Consider the following 24784-nt stretch of genomic DNA (forward strand, 5'->3'; position numbering starts at 1 on the left):
GACGTCTCGGGGCGATCCGGATCTTTACCCTCGGGACGTTGCCGATCAACGGCTGCCCGCCGTGGGCGGAGCTCGGGATCCAGGAGGGGAAATGCGCCGGTCACAGCGATCGCTGACATTCGTGGCGGCCTTGGTGCTGTCGTCCGGCGGGGTGGTGGCGGCCACCCAGGAGGCCGCGGCCGTCGTGCGCCCGGCGGATCCGAAGCCGCCTCTCACGGCCAGCAACCCCGGCCCCCAGACCGGCACCGCCGGCGTCCCGGTCACTCCGGTGCAGCTTTACTGCTACCACCAGAACTTGCTTTGTGCCTGGGACATCACGGGCCTGCCGCCAGGCCTGACCTACACGGGCTTCGCGAACATCAGCGGCACGCCGACGGCAGCCGGCTACTACACCGTCAACGGGACCGTGAAGGACACCATCGATCAGCGGACCGCCACGACCTCGTTCACCTGGACAATCAACCCTTAGCCGGCAGCGCCCGGGGCTGCCAGTTCTCCTCGGCGTACTGCCTCGGCGTTCGCGGCTTCTTGCCCGTCAGGTGCTCGAAGTCCTCCGTCACCGGGCTGAACACCCCTGCCCTCACCAGCTCGAACAGGTGCAGCATGTGGTTCACCCAGGCTTCGGGGCGGCCCGATTTCGCGAAGTGCGCTCGGTGCTCCGACGGGGTCGCGTCCACGTGGTGGATCGGGCGGCCCGACACCTCGGCCAGCAGCTCCGCCATCTCCCCGAACGTCAGCTGGTCCGGGCCCGTGATCGTGTAGCCGCGGCCCTCATGGCCTTCCTCCGTCAGGACCGCCACCGCCGCGTCGGCCAGGTCCCTCGTGTCCGTGAAGCCGACCCTGCTCTTGCCGCTTCCCGCGTACAGCTCGTTCTTCTCTCGCAACGCGCCGGCGAACACCCACTCGTCCTCGTCGAAGTTCTGCAGGAACCAGCTCGGGCGCAAGATCGTCCAGCTCCTGCCCGAACGCTCCACCGCCAGCTCGACCGCTCGGCGCGGGGCGACCTCCGGGGTCCGGTCGACGCCCACCGCCGACATCAGCACCACCTGGCTCACCGAGCTCGCCGCCAGGAAGCGCGTCATGATCGCCGCCGCGTCGTCGTCGCTGTCCAGACCCTTCAGGAACACCGCTTCCGCGTCTCCGACCGCCGGCGTCCACGTCGACTCGTCGTACCAGTCGAACCTCACCGGCGTCACCGAAGCGCTCGGTTCGCCGGGGTGGCGGCTCGCTGCCCGTACCGGGACCCCCGCTGCCGTCAACGCCTCCACCACGCGTCTTCCGGCCTTGCCTGTCGCACCTTCGATCCACACTGTCATGGCTGCACGCTATGGTCACTCGGCGAGACGGTGAATGGCTCAAACTCTCGCTACTTTGTCCGATCGTCTCGCTATTGTGGACTCATGGATGTGCTTGCCGATGTTCTGGGCGCCCTGCGAGCCGGTACTCCCGTCGCCGCCCACACCGAGGCCCATGCTCCCTGGGGGCTGCGCTTCGACCACACCACGGGCGCTTCCTTCCACGTCGTCCTGCAGGGCACCTCCTGGCTGACCCCGCTACCCGACGGCCCGGATTTCGAGCCCGTCGAACTCGGACCTGGCGACGTCGTCCTGCTCGGGCGTGGTGTTCCGCACGCCATGACCTCGACGCCCGGAACTCCCCTGGTCGACTTCCGGCCCACTCGGCCGTCCGCTGCCACGCCCTTCGGACGCGTCTCGCTTCCTGGCACTGGCGCTCGTGCCACCGTGGTTTGTGGTGCCTACCGGCTGCGCCGGTATCGGCCGCACCCCCTGCTGCGGGACCTGCCCGAGGTGCTGCACCTGCCCGCCGCGCCCGGCCGGCATCCCGGGCTGCGGGCGCTCGTGCAGCTCCTCGGCGACGAGCTCGCCGCTCATCCGCCCGGTGCCGCCGTGGTCGCTCCCTCGCTCGTCGACGCCCTGCTCGTCTACATGCTGCGGGCCTGGCTCGGGGAGACCGCCGGTTCGCCCGGCTGGTCCGGCGCGCTCGCCGATCCCGCGACCGCGCGGGCTCTCGCCGCCATTCACGGCGATCCCGCCCGCGCCTGGACCGTCGAACAGCTCGGGGCCGCCGCCGGCCTCTCGCGGGCCGCCTTCGCCCGGCGGTTCGCCTCCCTCGTCGGTGAACCTCCGCTCACCTACCTCACGCGGTGGCGGATGACCACCGCCGCGCAGCTGCTCCGCGAGTCCGATCGGCCCGTGGCCCAAGTCGCCGCGGCCGTCGGGTACGGGTCGGCTTTCGCCTTCTCCAAAGCGTTCCGGCGCGAGTACGCCACCACCCCGGGTGGCTACCGCGGCGCCGAACTCAGCTGAGCTCCACCGAAATGTGCGGGTGGAGGGCCTTCAGGAAGCCGGCCGCGTCGAACATCTCCCCCGCCGACGCGACGCCCGTCGCCTTCGTCCGTCCACTCAGGATCCGGTCCACCGCTTCGACCGCGAGCGGTGCGCTCACCGCGTAGATGTCCTCGCCGCGCGCCACCGCCCGGCGCTCCTCGGCGCCCGCGCGGACCACCACCTCCACCACGAACTCCTCCGCCGCGTCGCGCTCGTTCGCCGCCGCCAGGTCCTTCGCGGCGTCGGCCGTCATGTAGCTCGTGACGTCCGCGACCTTCAGGTGCCGGGGGATCGTCACGATGTCCGCCATCGAGAACTCGCCGAGCACCGGCCGCGTCCCCAGCGGCTCGGGGAACGTCCACTCCAGCGACGGCAGCGCGTCCTCGCGGTGCTCCAGCCGGCCGCCCGCGAAGCGGATGCGCTTGCCGCCACGGCGTTCCCGCGACACCCGGCCCGCGTCGAGGGTGCCCGGTGTGGGGTGCCAGCCGCTCAGGCCGTACGCCACGTGGACCTCGTCGGCCGCCGCCCAGCCGGCCATCGCCGCCGTCGCCAGCAGGTCCGCCAGACCGCCGAAGAACGCCATCGCGGGCACCACCGGCGTGGCGACGTCCAGCGCGAACGTGTCGAGGTTGGCCTCGATCTCCGCCGCGACGTCCACGTACGGCACGCCGGCACGCGCCGCCGCCTCGATCACCGGGCGCGCGGTCGCCGCGAACGGGCCCGCGCAGTTGATCACCGCGGCGACGCCCTCCAGCGCGCGGTCGAGCGACGCCGGGTCGTCGACCGAGGCCGGCCGGCCGCCCGGAAGCTTCGCCGCGTCGCGACCGGAAAGGACCGGCGTGAAGCCGCGTTCGCGCAGCTCAGCCACCACGAAGCGGCCGGTGTGTCCGTAAGCGCCGTAAACCAGTACCGAAGTCATGCGGCAATCCTCGCGATCGTTCCGCGCTCGCGACAGTGTCCGGAACGACGTCCTGCGTACACTTTCGGACATGCACGCTGTCGCGCTGGCCGCCACCGACGGGATGCTGTCGTTCGAGCTGACGATCGCGTCCGAGGTGTTCGGCGACGACCCGCGGTACGACTTCGCCGTCTGCGGACCGGCGCCGGTCCGCGTCGGCCGGTTCCTCCTCGAGCCGGACGCCGGCCTCGACCGGCTGGCGCACGCGGGCACGGTGCTCGTGCCCGGCTGGGCGGACGTCGACGCGGACCCGCCCGCCGACCTGGTCGCCGCGGTGCGCGCGGCCCACGCGGCCGGCGCGCGGGTCGCGTCCCTCTGCACGGGCGCGTTCGTGCTCGCCGCCGCCGGCCTGCTCGACGGCCTCCGCGCGACGACGCACTGGGCGCACACCGACGTCCTCGCCGCCCGGTTCCCCAGCGTGACGGTGGACCCGGACGTCCTGTACGTCGACAACGGCAGCGTGCTGACGTCGGCGGGCAAGGCCGCGGCGATGGACCTCTGCCTGCACCTGGTCCGCGCCGACCACGGCCCCGCGGCCGCCAACGCGGTCGCCCGCCGCCTGGTCGTGCCCCCGCACCGAGCGGGCGGCCAGGCCCAGTACGTCGCCACACCGGTCCCCGCCCGCGACGACCACCCGCTGGCCGCGCTGCTCCCGTGGATCACCGCGCGCCTCGACCGGCCGCTGACGGTGGAGGACCTGGCCCGCCAGGCGAAGGTGAGCACACGGCACCTGACCCGCCACTTCCACGCGGCGACGGGCACGACACCGTTGCGGTGGCTGCTGGTCCAACGGATCAGGCGGGCCCAGGAACTGCTGGAGAACACCGACTCACCGGTGGAGACGATCGCGGCGGCGGTCGGAATGGGAACGGCGACAACGTTGCGCCGGCACTTCAACCGGACGGTGGGAGTGCCCCCGGACACCTACCGCCGCACCTTCCGCGGTTAGGTCAATAGCGCACGTCGCTCTGCAGCAGCGGCGGGTACACAGTGGACGGTTCGCCGTCGACCGTCGTCCCCGCGAACTGCAGCATCGCCCGCTGGGCGCCGTGCATCGGGGCCGGGTAGTCCAGCGTCGGTGCGGACACCTCGTCCAGCCGGGCCAGATCAGCTGCCGAGAGCGTCACGTCGAGGCCCGCGAGGTTGCCCGTCAGGTGCTCGAGCCGGCGCGCGCCGACGATCGGGACCACCGTGCCCGGCCGCGCGCGCAGCCACGCCAGGGAAACCGCCGCGGACGTCGTCTCCAACGACGAAGCGATCGAAGCCACCACGTCGAGCACGGCGAACTCCTCCTCCGTGGGGCCGCCGACGAAGGCGGCGCGCGCCGAATCGGGAACCCCGGAGCGGCGGTACTTGCCCGACAGGAAGCCGTTCTTCAGCGGGCTCCACGGTGTCAGCGCGAGGCCCTGGTCGAGCGCGAACGGTGCCAGCTCCCCCTCGACCGTCCGCGCCAGCAGCGAGTACTCGACCTGCAGCGCGACCAGCGGCGTCCAGCCCCGCAGCAGCGCGGTCGTCTGCGCCTGCGCGGTGACCCACGCCGGGGTGTTCGAGAAGCCGACGTACCGGATCTTGCCCGCGCGCACGAGGTCGTCGAGCGTGCGCAGGGTTTCCTCGGTCGGCGTGTGGCGGTCCCAGTTGTGCAGCCAGTACAGGTCGAGGTGGTCGGTCCGCAGCCGCCGCAGCGACTCGTCGAGCTGGGCGATGATCGACGCGCGGCCGGCGCCGCCGCCGTTGGGGTCGCCCGGGAACATGTTGCCGAAGAACTTCGACGCCAGCACCACGCGTGAGCGCAGGCCCGGCCGCGCCGCGAAGAAGTCGCCGAGGATCTTCTCGGAGTGGCCGTTGGTGTAGAAGTTGGCCGTGTCGACGAAGTTCCCGCCGAGGTCGAGGTAGGTCGCGAGGATCTTTTCGGACTCCTCGACACTGCACCCCGCGCCGCCGGGGTCCTCGCCGAAGGTCATCGCGCCGAGCGCGAACGGGCTGACGCGCAGCCCGGAGCGGCCGAGGGTGACGTAGTGGTCGAGTGGCATGGAACTCTCCTCCGGTGTCGGATTGACACCACCAGGAAACCGCGAACACCCAGCTCAACGGTAGATCGATCGACGCGGGTCCTTGCACGATCCGCGCACAGTGGATTGTCGACGACAATCGGCCGTGCTTCCCTGGAAGCGTGCTGACCGAGCTCCGCGACCTCGTCGCCACCCACGCGCGCGCCGACCTGCGCACGCCGATCCCGGGCCTGCTGCTGTCCGAAGTGGACACCAGCGAGCCGCACCACTCGCTGGCCGAGCCGCTGCTGGTGGTCATGGCCCAGGGCGGCAAGCGCCTGCTGCTCGGCGAGCAGGTGCACACCTACCGCGCCGGGCAGTACCTCCTGGTCGGCACGGACCTGCCGGTGACCGGCCACTTCCTCGGCGCGACACCGGAGACGCCGGCGTTGGGCGTGGGCCTGGCGCTGCGGCCCGCGGCCATCGCCCCGCTGCTGCTCGAAGCCCCGCCGGGCCGGTTCCCGCGCACCCCGCCGGCGTCGCCGATCGCGACCGGGGACGCGAGCCCGGAGCTGCTCGACGCCGTCGTCCGGCTGGTGCGGCTGGTCGGCCACCCCGCCGACGCGCCCGTGCTCGCCCCGCTGATCGAGCGGGAGATCCTCTGGCGGCTGCTGACCGGCCCGCACGGCGGTCTGCTCCGCCAGATCGGCCTGGCCGACAGCGGGTCCCACTCGATCAACGGCGCGATCCGGTGGATCCGCGAGAACTTCGCCGAACCGATGCGGATCGACGAGCTCGCGCGGCTGAGCGGGCTGAGCCCGTCGGCGTTCCACCGGCACTTCCGCGCGGTCACGGCGATGAGCCCGCTGCAGTTCCAGAAGCGCATCCGCCTGCAGGAGGCCCGTTCGCTGCTGCTGGCCGACGCGGGCGACGTCGCCGGCGTCGGGCACATCGTCGGCTACGACAGCCCGTCGCAGTTCAACCGCGAGTACCGCCGCCTCTTCGGCGCCCCGCCCGGCCAGGACGCGGCCCGGCTGCGCGCGGCGGCCGCCCCGGGGCCGCGGCTGCCCTGACGTCCGATCCGTTCAAGACCCGCGCCCGCGCCGGTGCGACGCTGGGCACATGGCTGTGAACCTTTCCGCGGCGGCGTCGTTCATGGCGACGCACGCCCGGCTCCTCGACCGACGCCGCTTCGAGCTGCTCCGCGGCGAAACCCACGCCGACGCCGTGCTGGCCGCCGTCGACGGCTACCGCAACCCCGACGGGGGCTACGGCTGGGGCCTCGAGCCCGACCTGCGGGCGCCGGAAAGCCAGCCCGGCGGCGCGCTGCACGCCTTCGAGGTCTTCGAGGACCTCGGCCCGGACACGACCCCGCACGCGGCCCGGCTCTGCGACTGGCTGGCCTCGGTGTCGACCCCGGACGGTGGCCTGCCCTTCGCCTTGCCCGTGGCGGACCCGGCGGGCTGCGCGCCCTTCTGGGTCCAGGCCGACCCGAAGGAGGCGACGCTGCAGAGCACGGCGTTCGCCGCCGGGGTAGCCCTGCGCGTCGCCCGCCACGACCGCGCGGTGCGTGAGCACCCGTGGCTGGCCGCGGCGACCGACTACTGCTTCCGTGAGATCCGCGGCCTTTCCGAAGCACCGCACGCGATCGCGTTGTCGTTCGCGGTGGGCATGGTGGACGCGGCGCACGACTTCCACGCCGAAGCGGCCCCGCTCCTGGACCGGCTGGCCGCGTACGTCTCGCCCGACGGGCTGGTCCCGGTGGCCGGCGGTTCGGAAGGGGAAACGCTGCGGGCACTGGACTTCGCGCCGCTGCCAGATCGCCCGGCCCGCGCGTTGTTCGCGGACGCCGTCATCGACGCGGAGCTTCAGCGGCTCGCCGGGCAGCAGCAGGACGACGGCGGCTGGCGCGTCGACTTCGCGAGCTATTCGCCCGCCGCGGAGCTCGAATGGCGTGGTTACGCGACCGTGCGTGCGGTGTCGATCCTGCAGCGCAACGGAGTCGTCTGAGCTTCTACACGGGCGATATGGAGCTTCACTCGGCCGTGGCACATCGGAATCACCGGCGGTGACCGGTCCGGCGCCTTACGGTGTGCCCGGCCGACCCCGTACTGTGACGGGAACGCTCGCGCCCGGAGGTGAGGCATGTCGTCGCGCAACCCGTTGAGCTGGTTCGCCCGCTGGGCCGACTGGTTCGAGGAACGCGGCGTCTACGTGCCCGGCGAGGAGAGCCGCGCGGTCGACCCGGTCCGCGATTTCGGCTGGCTGATGGCCGCGTGGGTGGCCGGCGTGGCGATCTTCATCCTGCTGTTGGCACTCGCCGTTTAAGTGGCATGTCGGTGGTGATTGTCACCACCCGTGCCGTTCCGGTCACGGATTGGCCACGGGGCGGCACCAGGTGCGCGACAACCCCCTGTGTTTCCTCGTAACCCCGCGCGATCACGGCCAGAGTGGAGCGGGTTCGCCCGGCACGCCCCGTTGCCGAACGGCACCCCCGACCCGCCGACTGGAGTACCCGCGATGGCGCTCGCGCGCACGTGCAAGATCATGTTCACCACAGGACTGCTTTCCCTGGCGGTGGCGTGCGGGGTCCCTTCGGCGCAGGACGGCACCGCGGCCCTCGGCGCGGGTTCGCCCGCGGGCGCGGGAGCGTCGGCCTCACAGGCGGGCAACGACCTCAAGTTCGGCGCCGACCACCGGTTCGCCAGCGGCCTCACCATCTCGGTCGGCTCGCCGAAGTCGTTCCAGCCCAGCGCGTCGGCCTACCCGCACAGCCCCCGCGGCGCGGCGTTCGACGTCGAGCTGACGAACGACGGCGCGACGACGTACAAGCTCTCGGGCCTCACGGTCACCGCGACCAAGTCGGGCAGCCCCGTCAAGCAGGTCGTGGACACGACCCAGGGGTTCACCGGCATCGCGGACGCGGGCAAGGACGTGCTGCCGGGCCGCTCGGTGCGCGTCACGCTGGCGTTCGCGGTCCCGCAGGAGCCGGCCCAGCTGCGGCTGCAGATCCGCCCGAGCGCGACCGAGCCCGCCGCGGTCACCTACTGCGGCCCGGCCTGACGCTACGCTCGGCCCCATGACCGAGCGACTTTCCCCCGGCGACGAAGCCCCCGACTTCACCCTGCCCGACAGCGAGGGCAAGGACGTCTCGCTGCGCGACTACCGCGGCAAGTCCGTCGTCGTGTACTTCTACCCGGCGGCGAGCACCCCGGGCTGCACCAAGCAGGCGTGCGACTTCCGCGACAACCTCGCCGAGCTGAACGACGCGGGCTACCAGGTCATCGGCATCTCCCCGGACACGCAGGCGAAGCTGGCGAAGTTCGCCGCGAACGAGAGCCTGACGTTCCCGCTCCTGGGCGACCCGGACAAGGGCGTCATCGAGGCATGGGGCGCGTACGGCGAGAAGAAGAACTACGGCAAGACGTACCTGGGCGTGATCCGTTCGACGTTCGTGGTCGACGCGGACGGCAAGATCGCGAACGCGTTCTACAACGTCCGCGCGACCGGCCACGTGGCGAAGCTGATCCGGGACCTCGGCCTGGCTTCTTGAGTTCTTCCACCCGCTTGCAGGCTTGTCCTCCCCCGGTCCGCCAGGAAACATCCGGCGGTCTGAGGGCGGGAGGACGTTTTGACGGGCTTGGAAGCACCGGCGCTGAAACTCGGCGGGCAGATCGCGTCATCGGCGGCGAAATCGTGGCTGCAACGGCGAAAGGCCGGCGTCGCGCGGTCCGCTGATCTGGTCGACCTCGCGGCGGGCGAGCTGAAGGGGCCGCTGGAGCGGCGCAAGCTGGAGAACCTGGTCCAGCACATCGGCACGCAGGTGGCCGAGCAGTTGGAGCAGGTCCTCGCCGACCGCTTTTCGACGTTGCCGCAGAACGAGATCAACGCGGCCTTCCTGGCGGTCGAAGACGCGCTGACGAAGGCGGATCTGTCGGACGAGGCGTTGCTGTCGGTGGACGCGGATCCGGAGCAGCTGGCCCGGCAGATCCGCGGTTCGTTGCCCGACCTGGCGGCTTCACGGCACCTCGCCCCGAAGGCAGCGGCGTTGTACGAGCTGGCGCTGGACCAAGCGTGTCGGCACCTGGTGCAGGTGGTCCGCCACCTGCCGTCGTTTCAACCGCGCGCGCTCGCGGAGGTGCTGAGCCGGCTGAGCAAGCAGGGTGACCAACTGGAGGAGCTGCTCGCGCGGCTCCCCAAGACGAGCCTCGCGGCCCCGGAAGGCATCGACCGCGACGCCGAGTTCGAGGTTGGCTATCTGAGCTTCCTCGCCCGCACCCTCGACCGGCTGGAACTGCTCGGCCTGACCATGGACGACCAGCCTGCGCTACCGTTGACGGTCGCCTACCTGAGCTTGAGCGTCTCGCCCGAGGGCGAATCCCGTCCGGCCGACCGCCGTATGGATGAGCTGTGGTTCGAAAAGCGCCACGACCACGTCGGTAGCGCGAACATGCGGGTGGAAACGGCACTGAGCGGCACCATCCGGGTCCTGGTGCGCGGGGAGGCAGGATCTGGCAAGACGACACTGCTGGACTGGCTGGCGGTGACGGCGGCTCGTGGCCGGTTCACCGGCAAGCTCGCCGGCTGGAACGGCCGGGTACCGTTCCCGATTCGGCTACGGTCCTTCGCCGCCCAGCCGCTGCCGCATCCGGAGGAGTTCGTGGCGCACATCGCGCCGATGCTGGCGCCGCCGGAGGGCTGGGCCCGCCGTCTCCTCGAGACCGGCCGGGCCATGGTCTTGGTCGACGGCGTTGACGAGGTGGGCACGAGCCACCGCCGGGGGGTGAAATCCTGGCTGCGCGAACTGACGATGGCCTTCCCGGACAGCGTGGTCGTCGTGACCTCGCGCACGGCTGCGGCCGATCAACGCTGGTTGCTCCAAGAAGAGTTCGGCTGCGTCCTGCTCGAGCCGATGAACGCCGACGACATCCGGGCCTTGGTGGAGCGCTGGCACAAAGCGGCTGCGGCCGGCGGAACAGTACGACCGGACACGGACCTGCCCGCGGTCCAGCGACGGCTGCTCAACCAGCTCGACAGCCGCCCGCACCTGCGGACGCTGGCAGCGAGCCCTCTCCTGTGCGCCATGCTATGCGCGCTCAACCTGGCGCACCGGTCGGAACTGCCGCGCGACCGGATGGATCTGTACCGCAAGGCGCTGTCGATGCTGCTGCACCTGCGTGACGCGGAGCGCAAGATCGGTGTGATCCTCACGGAAGCGCAGAAGCAGATCTTGCTGGGTGATCTGGCGTGGCGGCTCACCATGGCTTCGAAGGTGGAATTGCCCAAGGAACGCGTCCGGCAGCAGGTGGCCCGGCGCTTGCCGTCGCTGCCGCACGTCGACCACACGCCGGACGAAGTGCTGGATCACCTTCTGGAACGCAGCGGGGTGCTCCGCGAGCCGGTGCGGGACCGGGTCGACTTCGTGCACCGAACGTTCCAGGAGTGCCTGGCCGCCAACGAAGCGACCGAACAGGACTATCTGGAGACGCTGATCGACCGAGCCCACCTGGACACGTGGTGGGAGACGATCGTAATGGCTTGCGGTCACGCGAAACACCATCAGGCGGGGACCCTGCTGAACGGAATCCTGGACCGGGCGGACGAGGAAACCCGTCACGCCCGGCACCTGCGGTTGCTGGCGGCGGCCTGTCTAGAGACGGTGAGCAATGTGTCGCCGGACGTCATCGCGCGGGTCGAGCGGACGGTCCAGGAGCATTTGGTGCCGCCGCGAAGCATGCGTGAGACGCGGTCGTTGGCGTCGATCGGACATCGGGTGCTGAGGTACCTGCCGGAGACCCTTGAGGGGCTGTCGGACGCGGTGGCAGCGGCTTCGGTCCGAGCGGCGGCTTTGACCGCGGGCACCGAAGCGCTGAAGCTTCTACGCAACTACGCGCAGGATTCCCGCTCGAAGGTTCAGGAGCAACTGTGCCACGCCTGGCAATACTTCGATCCTGAGAGCTATGCGATCGAGGTCTTGGCCGATTCTCCCCTGGATGACGGCTCGGTCATCGTCGAGACCGCACGACTTTTACCGCACGTGCGGCATCTCAAGAATCTTTCTGATCTCCGAGTGAGCCTACCATTCTCGGAGACGCAATCAGACCTTAGCGCGTTCGAATCTGCAGCATGCCTGACCTCTGTTCTGCTATTCTTACGCGAGGATGCTACCGTCGATCTCGGATCATTGAGAAATCACTCAAACCTGGACTCGATCTTCCTGCACTTCGCTCGCAAGTTCATCGGCATACGAAGCTTGAAGAATCTTCATCAGCTGAAGTACCTGATTCTCAACAACAGGCTGCCGTGGCGCGATCTTGAAGACTTCAGCGAGCTGACGAGTGTCAATTTCCTGGCCCTCAACAGCCTACAGCAGGTAGAAAGCCTCGATCCGCTCACCGCTTTAGAAGAACTGAGCACAATCGTCCTTCAGGGGATTCGACCGGGAACATTGACCGCATCGGCTCCGCTGACTGCACCGAAAAGTGTCGTGATCCACTCTCAGGGCAGGTCAGAAAAGATTCACATGACCGGCGAGGCGATCATCGCATGCTTTCCCCAGGTGGAGGACCTTGATCTCCGCAGCACGGAGATCGACGATCTCGGATTTGTCGCCACCGCACCACATCTGCGCAGGTTGACTCTCCACTCACTCTCGACACCGGTGGATCTCAGTCCACTGGCCGACCTGACCTTGACCATCGAAGCCACCAAGACCGAGCTCCTCGGCGTGGAGAAGCTCGGCCCCGGTGTCAAGCTGATCGTCGACTAACCCTCAGCAAGCTCCCGCAGCGCCGGCAACAGAGCCCGCAAAGCGCGCCCCCGGTGGGAAACCGCGTCCTTCTCCGCCGGCTCCATCTCCGCAGACGTCCGCGACTCCCCGTCCGGCACGAAGATCGGGTCATACCCGAACCCGTTCACACCCCGCCGCGCACGAACCAGCGACCCGCGCCACTCGCCGCGGACAACAGTCTCCTCACCGGACACCAAAACAAGAGCCGCCGCGCAAACGAACTGCGCCCCACGACGCTCATCGGGCACATCCCGCAACTGCCCCAGCACCAAGTCCAAGTTCGCGTCGTCATCGCCGTGGCCACCCGACCACCGAGCCGACAACACCCCCGGCATGCCATTCAACGCGTCGACCGCAAGACCCGAATCGTCGGCAATAGCCGGCAACCCGCAAGCCGCCACCGCGTCGCGCGCCTTCGCCACCGCGTTGCCCTCGAAATCCGGCGCGGTCTCCGGAGCCTCCGGGAACGAAGGGACGTCCGCGAGACCAAGCACCTCGATGCCGGAAATGCTTTCCGCGACGAGGATCCGCCGCAGCTCGCCCAGCTTCTTCTCGTTGCGAGTCGCCAAAAGCAGCTTCGTCACTTCGAGCCCTTCTTCTTGTCCGGACGCGGTTCCGGCAGCTCGCCCGGGTACGGCAGCGCCAGCGCCTCGTTCTGCAACCGGGTCAGCTCGGCGCACCCCGCCAGCGCCACGTCCAGCATGGTGTCCAAAGTGGACCGGGCGAACGTCGCGCCCTCGCCGGTGCCCTGGACCTCGATCAGCGTGCCCGCGTCCGTCGCCACCACGTTCATGTCGACCTCGGCGCGCGAGTCCTCCTCGTACGGCAGGTCGAGCCGCACCCGGCCGTCGACCACGCCGACGCTCACCGCGGCCACCGACGACGACAGCGGCTGCGGGTCGTTGAGCCGGTTCGCCGCGCCCAGCCACGTGATCGCGTCCGCCAGTGCCACGTAGCCGCCGGTCACCGCGGCCGTGCGGGTGCCGCCGTCGGCCTGGATGACGTCGCAGTCGATGACGATCGTGTTCTCGCCCAGCGCGGCCAGGTCGATGCAGGCCCGCAGCGAACGGCCGATCAGCCGCGAGATCTCGTGCGTGCGCCCGCCGATCCGGCCCTTGACCGACTCGCGGTCGCCGCGGGTGTTGGTCGCCGACGGCAGCATCGCGTACTCGGCGGTCACCCACCCCAGCCCGGACCCGGCCCGCCAGCGCGGCACCCCTTCGGTGACGCTCGCCGCGCACAGCACGCGCGTGTTGCCGAATTCGATCAGGACCGACCCCGCCGGCCACTGCTGGAACCCCCGGGTGATCTTGATGTCCCGGAGCTGGTCGTCGTTCCTGCCATCTTTGCGAGCCACGGAGAGCACTCTAGGACCGGCGGGTCAGACGTCGTAGACGGCACCCTGCTTGACGACCTCGGCGCCGGGGAACTCCGCCGAGGCCTCGGCCAGAACCGCGCCGGCGTCGGTCCACGGCGCGATGTGCGTCAGCAGCAACCGTCCGACCGCGGCGTCGCGCGCCAGCTCGCCGGCCTGCTTGCCCGACAGGTGCACCCCGGCCGGCCGCTCCGCCGAGTCCGTCCAGGACGCTTCGGCGAGCAGGAGGTCGACGCCGTCGGCGAGCTCGTTCAGCGCCCGGCACGGCCCGGTGTCGCCGGTGAACGCCAGGATCCGGCCGCCGTAGGAGATGCGCAGGCCGTACGCCGGGGTCGGGTGGTCGACCTCGACCGCGACGACCTCGAACGGGCCGATCCGGAACGGCTCCGACCGCAGCGGGTGGAAGGCGTAGACGTCGGAAAGGTCCGTGACGGCCCGCTCGGTCTCGTTGGGCGCGTACGCGTTGGCCAGCCGGACCGGCGCGTCCGGCGGCGCGTAGAGCGGCAGCAGGCGCGGGCGCGCCGGGTACGGCGGCGCCGGGTGGTAGCGCCGCAGGACGGTGAGCGCGCTGACGTCGGCGCAGTGGTCGGGGTGCAGGTGCGTGAGCACGAGCGCGTCGAGGTCGAACGGGTCGGCCACGGCCTGCAGCTGCGCCAGCGTGCCGTTGCCGAGTTCGAGGCCGAGCAGGAAGCCCTCCGCCTCGACCAGGTAGCCGGACGCCGCGGTGTTCGGCCCGGGGATGCTGCCGGAGCACCCGAGGATGGTCAGTCGCACGTCGACACCCTAAGCGCCTTCAGGCGCGATCACGCGGTGGTGGGAGCGAGGACACCCGGGGCGAATCCCATGAACCGCGCGGCGAGCCGGGTGAACGGCTCGGCCGAGCCGGTGGCCAGGAACTCGTGGCGCGGGGGCGTCTCCCGGGTCGTCAGCAGGTCCCGCTCGGTGAGCACGCGGACGACGTCCTTGGCCGTCTCGTCCGCGCTGGAGACCAGGGTGACCTCCTGGCCCATCACGATCTGCAGCACGCCCTGCAGGAGCGGGTAGTGCGTGCAGCCGAGCACGAGCGTGTCGACCTGGGCGTCGAGCAGGGGCTGGAGGTAGCCCTGCGCGAGCCCGAGCACCTGACGGCCGGAGGTGATGCCCCGCTCGACGAAGTCCACGAAGCGCGGGCAGGCGACGCTGGTGAGCGTGATGCCCGGCGCGGCGGCGAACGCGTCCTCGTAGGCGCGCGACCGCACGGTGCCCTCGGTGCCGATGACCCCCACCCGCCCGGTGTGGGTGGCCACGACGGCGCGCCGCGCCGCGGGCAGGACCACCTCGATGACCGGCACGTCGTAGCGCTCGCGCGCGTCGCGCAGGCAGGCCGCGGACGCCGTGTTGCACGCGATGACCAGCGCCTTCACGCCGCTCTCGACGATCTCGTCGAGCGCCGCCAGCGCGTAGCTGCGGGCGGTGGCGATCGGGAGCGGGCCGTACGGGTTGCGCGCCGTGTCACCGACGTAGCGGAGCTGCTCGGCGGGCAGCTGCTCCAGCAGCGCCCTGGCCACCGTCAGCCCGCCGACGCCGGAATCGAACACGCCGATCGGGGCGTCCGCGGGCGAAGATGTCACCCTTCGAGGTTACCCGGGACCGCGGGCTCGGCTTTGCGGGACTTGCCCGTGCGGCCGGTCAGCCACGCCGCGAGGACGCCGGCCAGCGCGCCGAAGACGTGTCCCTGCCAGGAAACGCCGGGATTGCCCGGCAGCAGCCCGGCGAGCATGCCGCTCCACACGCCGAGCAGGACGACGGCGACCAGGATCTGCCCGGCCGCGCGGTTGAAGATGCCGCGCACCAGCAGGTAGGCGAGCCAGCCGAAGGCCAGCCCGGACGCGCCGACGGTGACCCCGTTCGCCGGGCCGACCAGCCACACGCCGAGCCCGGACACCACCCAGATGATGGCCGTGACCAGGGCGAACCGGCCGATCCCGGCGGCCATGGCGAGGAAGGAGAACAGCAGCACCGGCACGGTGTTCGCGAACAGGTGCGACCAGCCGGCGTGCAGCAGCGGCGCGAAGAGCACGCCGTCGAGGCCGGAGAGGGCCCGCGAGTGGATGCCGCCCTGGTCGAGGTCGCCGGGCAGGATCACGTCCGCCAGTTCGACCAGGTAGAGCAGCAGGGTGAAGGAGAGCGCCACGAGCGCGGCCGCCTTGGGCTTCGGCGGCAGCACGCGCTTGGCGGCGTCGGTTTCCGGGGCGGGGTTCAAGGTGCTCACGTGATCGACGCTACGTCGATCCGGCCGCGTTCACCTCGGGTGAAATCCCTGATCCCGGCTTTTTGTCGGTCCTCGCCGCTAACGTTTCGCGGCATGGGGAACTTCGATGTCACGGGATACCTGGACCGGCTCGGTCTGGAGGCGGAGCCGCCGAGCGTGGCCGCGCTGCGGCGGCTGCACGCGGCGCAGGTCGAGCGCGTGCCGTACGAGGCGCTGGAGGTCCAGCTCGGCCGGCCGACACCGCTGGAGCCGTCGGCGTCGCTGGCGCGGATCCTGCGGGGCCGCGGCGGGTACTGCTACCACCTGAACGGTGCTTTCTCGGCCCTGCTGCGCGAACTCGGCTACCAGGTCACGCGCCACCTCGGCGGGGTGCAGGGCGGTCCGGGCGACGCTCCGAACGTCGACCGCAACCACCTGGCGCTGACCGTCTCCGGGCTGCCGGACGACCCGGCGGCGACGTGGCTGATCGACGTGGGGCTCGGCGACGGCATCCACGAGCCGCTCCCCCTACGGGAAGGCACGTACACCCAGGGCCCGCACACCTACCGGCTACGGCCGTCGGAGGTCGCGCCGGGCGGCTGGCGGTTCGACCACGACCCGTCGGGCAGCTTCGCGGGCTTCGACTTCGCCCCGGGCGCGGCGGAGATGGCCGACTTCGCGGAGAAACACGCGTGGCTGTCGACCTCGCCGGAGTCCGGGTTCGTCCGGGTCTGCGTGCTGCAACGCCGGGACGCGGCGGGCGTCGACACCCTGCGGGCGCGGACCCTGAACCGCCACGGGGTGAAGGAGGTCGTCGAGTCGCCGGCCGAGTGGTGGACGGCCGCGGCGGACGTCTTCGGCGTCACGCCGGACCTGTTCACGGACGCCGAGCGCGAGCGGCTGTGGCGCCAGGTCGTGACGCAGCACGAGGCCCACGCGGGAGGGCCGGTGGTCAGCGTGTGACCGGCGCCGGCGGCAGCGGCGTCTTGCCGAGCGCGAAGCCGACGGCGGCGTCGGCGTGCAGGCTGGTGGTGGGGAAGGTCGGCACGGGCGCGTCGTCCGGGCCGACCAGCAGCTCGATCTCGGTGCAGCCGTAGATGATCCCCTCGGCACCGGCCTCGACGAGCCGCCCGATCACGCCCCGGTAGGCCTCGCGCGACTCGGGCTTCACGACGCCGAGCACGAGCTCGTCGTAGATGACGCGGTGCACGAGGTCGCGATCGTCTTCGGCGGGCACGAGGACGTCGAGGCCGTGCGCGGCGAGCCGGTCGCGGTAGAAGGGCTGCCCCATGGTGAACCCGGTGCCCAGCAGCCCGACCCGCCGGACCCCGGCGGCCTCGATGGCCGCGGCGGTGGCGTCGCCGAGGTGCAGCAACGGGATGCCGAGGCCGTCTTCCAGCCGGTCGGCGACCTTGTGCATGGTGTTGGTGCAGAGCACGACGAAGTCGGCCCCGGCGGCTTCGAGAGCGCGAGCGGCCCGGTTCAGCTCGGCCCCGGCATCGTCCCAGCGGTCTTCGGCCTGCATCCGTTCGATGGCGGCGAAGTCGACGGAGTAGAGCACGGTGTGCGCCGAGTGGAAGCCGCCGAGCAGGGCTTTCACGCGTTCGTTGACGAGCCGGTAGTACTCGATCGACGATTCCCAGCTCATCCCGCCCAGCAACCCGATGACCTTCATGCCATCAGGATGCCTCAGGCCCAGAGCTGCCCGTCGAGCCGTTCGGCGGCCTCGTCGAGCGACCCCGCGTACGCCCCCGTCGACAGGTACTTCCACCCCGCGTCCGCCACGACGAAAGCCACGTCCGCCGCCTCGCCGCGGGCTGCGGCCTTCTCCGCCACCGCCAGCGCCGCGTGCAGCACCGCGCCAGTCGAGATGCCCGCGAAGATGCCTTCGTGCTCCAGCAACTCGCGGGTGCGCCGCAAAGCGTCGTACGCGCCGACCGAATACCGGCCGTTGAGCACCGAAGCGTCGTACAGCTCCGGCACGAACCCCTCGTCGAGGTTGCGCAGGCCGTACACCAGCTCGCCGTAGCGGGGCTCGGCCGCGATCACCTGGACGTCCGGCTTCGCCTCGTGCAGGTAGCGCCCGACGCCGACCAGCGTGCCGGTCGTGCCGAGGCCGCCGACGAAGTGCGTCAGCGTCGGCAGGTCCTTCAGCAGCTCCGGCCCGGTGCCGCGGTAGTGCGCGTCGGCGTTGGCCGGGTTGCCGTACTGGTAGAGCATCACCCACTCGGGGTTCGCCTCGGCCAGCTCCTTCGCCCGCCGGACGGCCTCGTTCGAGCCACCCGCGGCCGGCGAGAACACGATCCGCGCGCCGTAGGCCTGCAGCAGCTGCTTGCGCTCGGTCGAGGTGTTCTCCGGCATCACGCAGACCAGCCCGTAGCCCTTGAGCTTGGCGGCCATGGCCAGCGAAATACCGGTGTTGCCCGACGTCGGCTCCAGGATCGTGGAGCCGCGGCGGAGCTTGCCCTCGCGCTCGGCGGCTTCGATCATGGCCAGCGCGGGGCGGTCCTTGATCGAGCCGGTCGGGTTGCGGTCCTCCAGCTTCGCCCAGAGGCGCACGTCGTGCGTGGGCGAGAGCCGGGGCAGCCCGACCAGAGGGGTGCCGCCGAGCGCGTCGAGCAGGGACTCGAAGCGAGCCATCGATCAGCCACCGGCCACGGCGGGGAGGATGGTCAGGGTGTCGCCGTCCTTGACCTCGGCCTCGAGCCCGCCGGCGAAGCGCACGTCCTCGTCGTTGACGTAGACGTTGATGAAGCGGTGCAGCTTCTCCTCCTTCACCAGGCGGCCCTTGATGCCGGCGTGGCGGGACTCGACGTCGTCGATGACCTCGAGGACGGTCGCGCCCTTCGCCTCGACGGACTTCTCGCCGCCGGTGTGGGTGCGCAGGATCGTCGGGATGGAGACGGTCACGGCCATGGGTTCTTACCTCCGGTGGGTTCTTACACGCAGACGCCGGTGGCGCGGCGGTTTATTCCGAGGGTCAGTCGACGATCTCGACCGGCTCCTCGGTGATCTCGGCGTCCACGATCCGGTACGAGCGGAACTCGTGCACTTCGGGCTCACGGGTGGAGACGAGCACGTAGTGCGCGTCCGGCTCGGCCGCGATGTTCGCGTCGGTCCGCGACGGGTAGGCCTCGGTCGCGGTGTGCGAGTGGTAGATCACCACGGGCACCTCGTCGTTGGCGGCCATTTCGCGGTAGAGCTTCAGCAGGTCGCCGGAGTCGAATTCGTAGAACGTCGGCGAGCGGGCGGCGTTCAGCATGGGGATGAACCGCTCGGGCGAGTCGGACCCCTCGGGCCCGGCGATCACGCCGCACGCCTCGTCGGGGTGGTCACGACGGGCGTGGGCGACGATCTCGTCGACGAGTTCACGGCGGATCCGGAGCACACCGACATCTTAGGTGGTGGACACAAGCTGTCCAGATGATGAGATATTGCGCTCACCAGGACAATCGAGGCATGCCGATGCCCGCGAACGCCCGTGAACGCTGCCGCGAGTTCCTCGAAGACGGCGAGGTGATCCAGTACCTCATCCCCGGCATTTCGCTCTACGTCGACGGCGTCCGCACGCGCGCCGCGTTCTTCATCGTGGTCACCGACCGCGCCATCACGGTGCTCTACGGCGGCCGGTTCCGCCGCTACTCGCCGAAGGCGGTCTACGACCGCGTCTCCCGGCGCACCGAGATCGGCCCGGTCGAGGTCCACCCGTCACTCGGCCCGGTGCTGTCGTTCGCCCGGCTGCACCTCGAGATCGACGAGGAGTACGTGAGCGCCGTCCGCGCGGCGAACCTCGAAGGCGCCCACGACCTGCCGCCGGATCCGCTCCCGGACCTCTGAGCCGTCACAGCTCCAGGAAGACCGGCACGTCGTCCCGGGCCAGCGCGGCCGTCGCGACGTGGCTTTCCAGCTCCTGGAGCCAGGCGACCTTCGTTTCGGAGCCCCACCGCGTCGCGAACAGGTCGTCGGCCGGCACCTCCCAGCGCGGCTGCCGCAGGTACGCCGACTGGGCGTGGGCGAGTACGAGCCGCAGGTCACGGGCGCCCGCGAGGTCGAGGTCGAGCACCGTCGCGCCGTCCCAGGCCGCGAGGACCCGGGAGAACGCGGCCGCCACTTCCGCGCGCATCGCGGCGCCGTGCCGGTCCCGGAAGGCCGCACTCGGCTGGCGGCGCCGGTAGGCATCGGGGAACAGCGTGGCGTCCGCGATCCGCTTCCGCCCGGAGCCGCCCAGCCGGGCCGCGACCTCGGTGAGGGTGCGGTGCAGCACCGACGCGGTGTTGGGCGCCAGCGCGAGCCGGACGCGCCCGGACCACGCCGTGACGTGCGCGAAGTCGGTCACGGGGCCGGCTCCAGGGTCGCGTGCAGGCCGCGGACCTGCAGGGCGGCGACGAAGTCCTCCGCCGGTCCGGCCGGCAGCGGGTCGAGCCCGGCCGAGCCGGTGGTGTGGATCCGCTCCGCGGCGGCCCACGATTCTTCGACGGGCAAGCCCAGCAGCTCGGCCAGCACGAGCGCCACCCCGGCGAAACTGTTCACGTTGTCGTCGTGGATCCGGACGACCCACTTCTCGTCGAGCTGCACCCCGGGATGATCCGAACCGGGCCGTCCGGCGTTACGCGAACGCCTCCGGCCAGACGTCCCGGTAGGCCGGCACCCCGCCGGCCGTGGTCGCCGCCAGGAGCCCGTGGACCATCGCCCGCGCGAACACCCGCGCCGCCGCCGAACACAGTGCGTCCAACGCCGCCGGGCGCGCCGCCGCGCCGAACGGCCCGCTCGCGTCCGGCAGCTCTCGCGCCCCCGTGGCCAGCGCGAACACCGTGTCGCCGTCGAACATCGTGTGTGCCGGACGCACCGCACGCGCGAGCCCGTCCTGGGCCGCGACCGCCAGCCGGCGCGCCTCGGCCTTGGACAGCGCCGCGTCGACCGCCACCACGCCGATCGTCGTGTTCAGGTCCGTCCGCCGCGAAGGCAGGTCAGCGGCCCGCGAGGGCCACGTCACGCCGAAGTCGCCGTGGTCGGCCGCGTACGCCCGGCCGGTCGACAGGTCCACGGCTTCGCCGGCCGCGTTGACCGCCGCCAGCGCGCCCACCGTGTACTCGCCGACGACCTCGCTCGCGGAACCGATCCCGCCCTTCAGCGACCCCACAGCCGCGCCGGCACCGGCTCCGACCGTGCCCAGCGCGAAAGAGCCCGAAGCCGCTTCGCACGCCGAGTAGCCGAAGGACGCGTCGGGCCGGTTGCCCCACTCACTGCGCGGCAGGTCGAACAGCACGGCCGCGGGCACGATCGGCACGACTTCGTGCGGCCGGGTCCCGACCGGAAAGCCCAGGTCGCGCTCGGAGAGCCACTTCATGACGCCGTCCGCCGCGGCCAGCCCGTACGCGGAACCGCCGGAGAGGCACACCGCGTTGACCCGCTGCACCAGGTTCTCCGGCTCCAGCAGGTTGGTCTCCCGCGTGCCCGGCGCGCCGCCGCGCTGGTCGACGGCGCCGACCGCGCCGTCCGGGACCAGAACGACCGTCGTCCCGGTCGCCCAGCCGTCGCCGACCCGCTCGTGGTGCCCGACGAGGACCCCCGGTACGTCGGTGATCATCCGGTCAGCGCCTGGATCAGCGTCTCCTGCACCCAGGTCAGCCAGTGGTAGACGCCCAGGTGCGGCGCCCGCGGGTCGTCCTCGGGCAGCTCGTCGGGCATGTCCTCGGTGACGTCGAGCGCGGTGCCCAGCGCCAGCCGGACGTCGTTGAGCGCGCCCAGCCAGGCGTCGGCCTGCTCCTCGGTCAGCCGGACGTGGCCGCCGTCGCGCGGCAGCGTGTCGAGCACGATCTTCGCGACGCCGACTTTGACGTCGAGCAGTTCCGGCTCGTGCAGCGAGCGCATCGCCGCGGCCGCGTCGATGTCCTCCCGCGACGGGTTGTCCGGGTCGAGCTTGTGGAAGTCCGGGAGCAGCCGCGAGAGCACCGGGTCGTCCGGCGATTCGGTGGGCCCGGTCCGGATGCCGGTCAGCTCGGCGAGCTCGTCCTGCGGCGCCTCCTCGGCGCGCGCGGTCAGCATGTCCTCGAGCTGGCTGACCAGTCCGCGCAGGACCGCCGCCTCCTGCTGCTCGAACCCGGCGTGGATCACCGCGCCCTTGCGCCGCCAGCCGTTCACGAGGTCTGCTCCATGGTCGCCCACAGGCCCGCCGCGTGGAGCTTCGCCACGTCCGTCTCCACCTTCTCCTTGCTGCCGGACGACACGATCGCCTTGCCCTTGTGGTGCACGTCCAGCATCAGCTTGGTGGCGTGGTCGCGGCTGTAGCCGAACAGCTTCTGGAAGACGTACGTCACGTACGACATGAGGTTCACCGGGTCGTTCCAGACCACGGTCCGCCAGGGGGTGTCCGACTCGGCGACTTCCGCACCGGCCGGTTCGACCTGCGTCTGTTCGGATGCGACAGGCGTGGACATGCACCCCATGGTGTCACGGGGCGCACGGGGTACGCCGCGCCAGGTCCGGCCATGTGGGTGAATAGGCTGACCCCATGGGTTCACCGGAGCCGGCGACGGCCAGCACTGCGCTGCTCACCGACCACTACGAGCTGACCATGCTGGGCAGCGCGCTCGCCGACGGGACGGCCGAGCGGCCCTGCGTGTTCGAGGTGTTCGCCCGGCGCCTGCCGGACGGGCGCCGCTACGGCGTCGTCGCGGGTACCGCCCGCGTCCTCGACGCGATCGCGGACTTCCGTTTCACCGACGCCGAGCTGGCGCAGCTGGAGGCCACGGCGGTCGTCGACGACGCGACGCTGGCGTGGCTCGCCGGCTACGAGTTCTCGGGTGACATCGACGGCTACCCCGAGGGCGAGCTGTACTTCCCGGGCTCGCCGCTGCTGACGGTCACCGGCTCGTTCGCCGAGTGCGTGCTGCTGGAGACGCTCGTCCTGTCGATCCTCAACCACGACAGCGCGATCGCGTCCGCGGCGGCCCGGATGTCCGGCGCCGCGCACGGCCGCCCGATCATCGAAATGGGCGGGCGCCGCACGCACGAGTACGCCGCCGTCGCCGCCGCGCGCGCCGCCTACCTGGCCGGCTTCGCGACCACGTCGAACCTGGAAGCCGGCCGCCGCTACGGCATTCCGACCCGCGGCACCGTCGCGCACGCTTTCATGCTGCTGCACGACAGCGAAGAAGCGGCCTTCCGCGCGCAGGTCGACAAGATGGGCGCGGACACGACGCTGCTGGTCGACACCTACGACATCACCGCCGGCATCGAGACCGCGGTCCGCGTCGCCGGGCCGGAGCTGGGCGCGATCCGGATCGACTCCGGCGACGTCGGCCCGCTCGCCCGCCGCGCCCGCGAGCAGCTGGACTCCCTGGGTGCGAAGGACACCCGGATCGTCGTGTCCGGCGACCTCGACGAGCACGCCATCGCGGCGCTGCGCGCGGAGCCCGTGGACGCGTACGGCGTCGGGACGTCGGTGGTCACCGGCTCCGGCGCGCCGACCGCCGGGATGGTCTACAAGCTGGTCGAGGTGGACGGCAGGCCGGTCGCCAAGCGCAGCGCGCACAAGGAGTCCCGCGGCGGGCGCAAGTCCGCGCTGCGGCGCCACCGCGGCACCGGGACGGCGGTTGAAGAGGTCGTCTGGACCACGTCCGGGAAGGCCCCGGAGCCGGAGGCGAACGACCGCCCGCTGCAGATTCCCCTGATCCGCGGCGGCCGCGCGGAGGCGGACCTGCCTACGCTCGACGACGCGAGGCAGCGGCTGCGCCGCGGCCTGGTCAGCCTGCCGTGGGAGGGCCTCAAGCTCTCGCACGGCGAGCCCGCTATCCCGACGCTCTTCTTCTGATCTTCCGAACGGAGTTCGACCATGGGGACCGCGCTGATCGTGGTGGACGTGCAGAACGACTTCTGTGAAGGGGGTTCGCTCGGCCTGCCGGGCGGGGCCGCCGCGGCCGCCGGCATCTCGAAGCAGGCCGCCGAAGGCGGGTACAGCCACGTCGTGGCCACCCGGGACAACCACATCGACCCGGGCGACCACTTCAGCGAGACGCCCGACTTCAAGGACAGCTGGCCGGTGCACTGCGTCGCCGGCACGCCGGGCGCGTCGTTCCACCCCGCGCTCGACATCGTCCCGATCGGCGAGGTGTTCTCGAAGGGCGAGTACAGCGCGGCCTACTCCGGCTTCGAAGGCGCGGCTCGCGACGGGAAGTCCCTGGAGACGTGGCTGCGCGAGCACGACGTCACCGACGTCGACGTCGTCGGCATCGCCACGGACTTCTGCGTCCGCGCGACGGCGCTCGACGCGGCCCGGGCCGGCTTCGGTGTCCGGGTGCTGCTGGACCTGACGGTCGGCGGCTCGCAGCCGACGGTGGACGCGACGATCGCGGACTTCGACGAGGCGGGGGTCACCCACACCGGCACGGCGTTCGTCGGGTCGGCCGGGTGAAGGACCTGCGGGCGCTGCTGGCGGAACACCGGCTCGTCGCGATCCTGCGCGCCGCCGACGCGTCGCGGTTCGCCGACGCGGCGATGGTGCTGCACGCGGCGGGCGTCCGCCTGCTCGAAGCGACGCTGACCACGCCGGGCGCACCCGCGGCCATCACCGCGCTGCGCCTGGCGCTCGGCGAAGACGCGCTGATCGGCGCGGGCAGCGTCCGCGAACCGTCCGATGTGGACATCGCGGTCGACGCGGGCGCGGCGTACCTGATCACGCCGACGGTCAACCCGGCGGTGCTGGAGCGCGCGGCCGACCTGGACACCCCGGTGGTCTGCGGCGCGCTGACGCCGACGGAGATCGACCAGGCGTGGCGGCTCGGCGCGGCCGCGGTGAAGGTGTTCCCGGTCGCGGCGGTGGGCGGGATCGCCTACCTGCGCGCGGTCCGGGCGCCGCTGCCGGACGTCCCGCTGGTCCCGACGGGCGGCGTCCACCTGTCCGACGTCGAGGGTTACCTGAAGGCGGGCGCGATCGCGGTGGCCGCGGCGACGCCGTTGCTGGGCGACGCTCTCTCGCCGAGCGGCAGCCTCCCGGACCTGGCGACCCGGGCGGGCGAGTTCGTCGCGGCCGCCGCCCGCTTCACCACCCCCTGAACCCGAGCTTTCACGTGAAAGCTGCGCTTTGCGGCACAAAG

At 71.3% G+C, this 24784-nt stretch carries 31 protein-coding genes; 14 read left to right on the forward strand and 17 right to left on the reverse strand.

Annotated features, from left to right (window positions below; genetic code table 11):
- Positions 1–91 precede the first annotated feature (91 nt).
- Positions 92–469 (forward strand): hypothetical protein, encoded by a 378-nt coding sequence (locus tag BLV96_RS13665; protein WP_086679908.1) that lies wholly within the window; start codon positions 92–94, stop codon positions 467–469.
- Here BLV96_RS13665 and BLV96_RS13670 read toward each other — a convergent pair.
- The gene (locus BLV96_RS13670) at positions 459–1316 is read right to left on the reverse strand and encodes an NAD(P)H-binding protein (protein WP_086679906.1); all 858 of its coding nucleotides are present in this window, start codon (positions 1314–1316) and stop codon (positions 459–461) included. The genes BLV96_RS13665 and BLV96_RS13670 overlap by 11 nt on opposite strands.
- Before the next feature lie 84 nt (positions 1317–1400).
- Between BLV96_RS13670 and BLV96_RS13675 the strand changes: the two genes are divergently transcribed.
- Positions 1401–2327 (forward strand): AraC family transcriptional regulator, encoded by a 927-nt coding sequence (locus BLV96_RS13675; protein ID WP_086679904.1) that lies wholly within the window; start codon positions 1401–1403, stop codon positions 2325–2327.
- Here the strand turns inward: BLV96_RS13675 and BLV96_RS13680 are convergent.
- Positions 2320–3267 carry a saccharopine dehydrogenase NADP-binding domain-containing protein gene (locus tag BLV96_RS13680; RefSeq protein ID WP_086679902.1) on the reverse strand — a complete coding sequence of 316 codons (948 nt, stop codon included), beginning with the start codon at positions 3265–3267 and terminating at the stop codon, positions 2320–2322. The two genes, BLV96_RS13675 and BLV96_RS13680, sit on opposite strands and share 8 nt — an antisense overlap.
- Before the next feature lie 70 nt (positions 3268–3337).
- On the opposite strand from BLV96_RS13680, the gene BLV96_RS13685 reads away from it, so the two are divergent.
- Positions 3338–4255 carry a helix-turn-helix domain-containing protein gene (locus tag BLV96_RS13685; RefSeq protein WP_086679899.1) on the forward strand — a complete coding sequence of 306 codons (918 nt, stop codon included), beginning with the start codon at positions 3338–3340 and terminating at the stop codon, positions 4253–4255.
- A gap of 1 nt (position 4256) precedes the next feature.
- On the opposite strand, the gene BLV96_RS13690 is transcribed toward BLV96_RS13685, so the two are convergent.
- Entirely contained in the window at positions 4257–5336 is a 1080-nt protein-coding gene (locus BLV96_RS13690; protein ID WP_086679897.1) for an aldo/keto reductase, read from the reverse strand.
- A gap of 140 nt (positions 5337–5476) precedes the next feature.
- Here BLV96_RS13690 and BLV96_RS13695 point away from each other — a divergent pair, with 140 nt between their 5' ends.
- The 6 genes from BLV96_RS13695 (at position 5477) to BLV96_RS13720 (ending at position 12063) form a co-directional block, all read left to right on the forward strand.
- A complete protein-coding gene (locus BLV96_RS13695) occupies positions 5477–6367 on the forward strand; it encodes an AraC family transcriptional regulator (protein ID WP_091389169.1) in 891 nt (296 codons plus the stop codon).
- 49 nt (positions 6368–6416) lie between these two features.
- On the forward strand, positions 6417–7304 hold the full coding sequence (locus BLV96_RS13700; RefSeq protein WP_086679792.1) for a hypothetical protein: 888 nt from the start codon (positions 6417–6419) through the stop codon (positions 7302–7304).
- Between the two features lie 135 nt (positions 7305–7439).
- Positions 7440–7622 (forward strand): hypothetical protein, encoded by a 183-nt coding sequence (locus BLV96_RS13705; protein WP_086679790.1) that lies wholly within the window; start codon positions 7440–7442, stop codon positions 7620–7622.
- Between the two features lie 192 nt (positions 7623–7814).
- The gene (locus tag BLV96_RS13710; RefSeq protein ID WP_086679788.1) at positions 7815–8357 is read left to right on the forward strand and encodes a hypothetical protein; all 543 of its coding nucleotides are present in this window, start codon (positions 7815–7817) and stop codon (positions 8355–8357) included.
- 16 nt (positions 8358–8373) lie between these two features.
- Entirely contained in the window at positions 8374–8847 is a 474-nt protein-coding gene (gene bcp, locus BLV96_RS13715) for a thioredoxin-dependent thiol peroxidase (protein ID WP_086679786.1), read from the forward strand.
- A 78-nt stretch (positions 8848–8925) separates the two neighbouring features.
- Positions 8926–12063 (forward strand): NACHT domain-containing protein, encoded by a 3138-nt coding sequence (locus BLV96_RS13720; RefSeq protein ID WP_086679784.1) that lies wholly within the window; start codon positions 8926–8928, stop codon positions 12061–12063.
- On the opposite strand, the gene rdgB is transcribed toward BLV96_RS13720, so the two are convergent.
- Genes rdgB through BLV96_RS13745 form a run of 5 tightly spaced genes read right to left on the reverse strand, consistent with a single transcriptional unit; the run spans position 12060 to position 15710 of the window.
- Positions 12060–12668: an RdgB/HAM1 family non-canonical purine NTP pyrophosphatase gene (gene rdgB / locus BLV96_RS13725; RefSeq protein ID WP_086679782.1), complete on the reverse strand. Its 609-nt coding sequence runs from the start codon at positions 12666–12668 to the stop codon at positions 12060–12062. The two genes, BLV96_RS13720 and rdgB, sit on opposite strands and share 4 nt — an antisense overlap.
- Entirely contained in the window at positions 12665–13441 is a 777-nt protein-coding gene (gene rph / locus BLV96_RS13730) for a ribonuclease PH (RefSeq protein ID WP_086679794.1), read from the reverse strand. The genes rdgB and rph overlap by 4 nt, the downstream gene beginning before the upstream one ends.
- A gap of 24 nt (positions 13442–13465) precedes the next feature.
- Positions 13466–14233, reverse strand: a complete 768-nt coding sequence (locus BLV96_RS13735) for an MBL fold metallo-hydrolase (protein WP_086679779.1) — start codon at positions 14231–14233, stop codon at positions 13466–13468.
- Between the two features lie 29 nt (positions 14234–14262).
- Complete coding sequence (gene murI / locus BLV96_RS13740; protein ID WP_086679777.1) at positions 14263–15069, reverse strand: glutamate racemase; 807 nt, start codon at positions 15067–15069, stop codon at positions 14263–14265.
- The gene (locus BLV96_RS13745; RefSeq protein ID WP_086679776.1) at positions 15066–15710 is read right to left on the reverse strand and encodes a rhomboid family intramembrane serine protease; all 645 of its coding nucleotides are present in this window, start codon (positions 15708–15710) and stop codon (positions 15066–15068) included. The genes murI and BLV96_RS13745 overlap by 4 nt, the downstream gene beginning before the upstream one ends.
- 93 nt (positions 15711–15803) lie before the next feature.
- Here BLV96_RS13745 and BLV96_RS13750 point away from each other — a divergent pair, with 93 nt between their 5' ends.
- The gene (locus tag BLV96_RS13750) at positions 15804–16652 is read left to right on the forward strand and encodes an arylamine N-acetyltransferase family protein (RefSeq protein ID WP_086679774.1); all 849 of its coding nucleotides are present in this window, start codon (positions 15804–15806) and stop codon (positions 16650–16652) included.
- Here the strand turns inward: BLV96_RS13750 and BLV96_RS13755 are convergent.
- From BLV96_RS13755 to BLV96_RS13770, 4 genes are all read right to left on the reverse strand, one after another.
- Entirely contained in the window at positions 16642–17364 is a 723-nt protein-coding gene (locus BLV96_RS13755; protein ID WP_086679772.1) for an aspartate/glutamate racemase family protein, read from the reverse strand. The two genes, BLV96_RS13750 and BLV96_RS13755, sit on opposite strands and share 11 nt — an antisense overlap.
- A 14-nt stretch (positions 17365–17378) precedes the next feature.
- Positions 17379–18329, reverse strand: coding sequence for a PLP-dependent cysteine synthase family protein (locus tag BLV96_RS13760; RefSeq protein ID WP_086679770.1), 951 nt, complete (start codon positions 18327–18329; stop codon positions 17379–17381).
- 3 nt (positions 18330–18332) lie between these two features.
- Positions 18333–18605: a MoaD/ThiS family protein gene (locus tag BLV96_RS13765; protein WP_086679767.1), complete on the reverse strand. Its 273-nt coding sequence runs from the start codon at positions 18603–18605 to the stop codon at positions 18333–18335.
- 64 nt (positions 18606–18669) lie between these two features.
- Positions 18670–19077 carry a M67 family metallopeptidase gene (locus BLV96_RS13770; protein WP_086679765.1) on the reverse strand — a complete coding sequence of 136 codons (408 nt, stop codon included), beginning with the start codon at positions 19075–19077 and terminating at the stop codon, positions 18670–18672.
- A gap of 71 nt (positions 19078–19148) precedes the next feature.
- Here BLV96_RS13770 and BLV96_RS13775 point away from each other — a divergent pair, with 71 nt between their 5' ends.
- Positions 19149–19526 carry a hypothetical protein gene (locus tag BLV96_RS13775; RefSeq protein WP_086679762.1) on the forward strand — a complete coding sequence of 126 codons (378 nt, stop codon included), beginning with the start codon at positions 19149–19151 and terminating at the stop codon, positions 19524–19526.
- 4 nt (positions 19527–19530) lie between these two features.
- On the opposite strand, the gene BLV96_RS13780 is transcribed toward BLV96_RS13775, so the two are convergent.
- The 5 genes from BLV96_RS13780 to clpS are packed head-to-tail and all read right to left on the reverse strand — an operon-like array spanning position 19531 to position 22126.
- Positions 19531–20025: a hypothetical protein gene (locus BLV96_RS13780; RefSeq protein ID WP_086679760.1), complete on the reverse strand. Its 495-nt coding sequence runs from the start codon at positions 20023–20025 to the stop codon at positions 19531–19533.
- Complete coding sequence (locus BLV96_RS13785; protein ID WP_086679758.1) at positions 20022–20264, reverse strand: ATP-dependent Clp protease adaptor ClpS; 243 nt, start codon at positions 20262–20264, stop codon at positions 20022–20024. Before BLV96_RS13785 ends, BLV96_RS13780 begins: the two co-directional genes overlap by 4 nt.
- 31 nt (positions 20265–20295) lie before the next feature.
- On the reverse strand, positions 20296–21276 hold the full coding sequence (locus tag BLV96_RS13790) for a P1 family peptidase (protein ID WP_086679756.1): 981 nt from the start codon (positions 21274–21276) through the stop codon (positions 20296–20298).
- Complete coding sequence (locus tag BLV96_RS13795) at positions 21273–21830, reverse strand: DUF2017 domain-containing protein (protein WP_086679754.1); 558 nt, start codon at positions 21828–21830, stop codon at positions 21273–21275. The genes BLV96_RS13790 and BLV96_RS13795 overlap by 4 nt, the downstream gene beginning before the upstream one ends.
- The gene (gene clpS, locus BLV96_RS13800; RefSeq protein WP_086679752.1) at positions 21827–22126 is read right to left on the reverse strand and encodes an ATP-dependent Clp protease adapter ClpS; all 300 of its coding nucleotides are present in this window, start codon (positions 22124–22126) and stop codon (positions 21827–21829) included. The genes BLV96_RS13795 and clpS overlap by 4 nt, the downstream gene beginning before the upstream one ends.
- 74 nt (positions 22127–22200) lie before the next feature.
- Between clpS and BLV96_RS13805 the strand changes: the two genes are divergently transcribed.
- From BLV96_RS13805 to BLV96_RS13815, 3 genes are read left to right on the forward strand one after another with little or no spacing between them, the layout of a single operon-like run.
- Complete coding sequence (locus BLV96_RS13805; protein ID WP_086679750.1) at positions 22201–23502, forward strand: nicotinate phosphoribosyltransferase; 1302 nt, start codon at positions 22201–22203, stop codon at positions 23500–23502.
- A 21-nt stretch (positions 23503–23523) separates the two neighbouring features.
- The gene (locus BLV96_RS13810; protein ID WP_086679748.1) at positions 23524–24102 is read left to right on the forward strand and encodes an isochorismatase family protein; all 579 of its coding nucleotides are present in this window, start codon (positions 23524–23526) and stop codon (positions 24100–24102) included.
- Positions 24099–24743 carry a bifunctional 4-hydroxy-2-oxoglutarate aldolase/2-dehydro-3-deoxy-phosphogluconate aldolase gene (locus BLV96_RS13815; protein ID WP_086679746.1) on the forward strand — a complete coding sequence of 215 codons (645 nt, stop codon included), beginning with the start codon at positions 24099–24101 and terminating at the stop codon, positions 24741–24743. Before BLV96_RS13810 ends, BLV96_RS13815 begins: the two co-directional genes overlap by 4 nt.
- Positions 24744–24784: the final 41 nt, after the last annotated feature.

It is taken from the genome of Amycolatopsis pretoriensis (assembly GCF_900107925.1).
Classification (GTDB): Bacteria; Actinomycetota; Actinomycetes; order Mycobacteriales; family Pseudonocardiaceae; genus Amycolatopsis; species Amycolatopsis pretoriensis.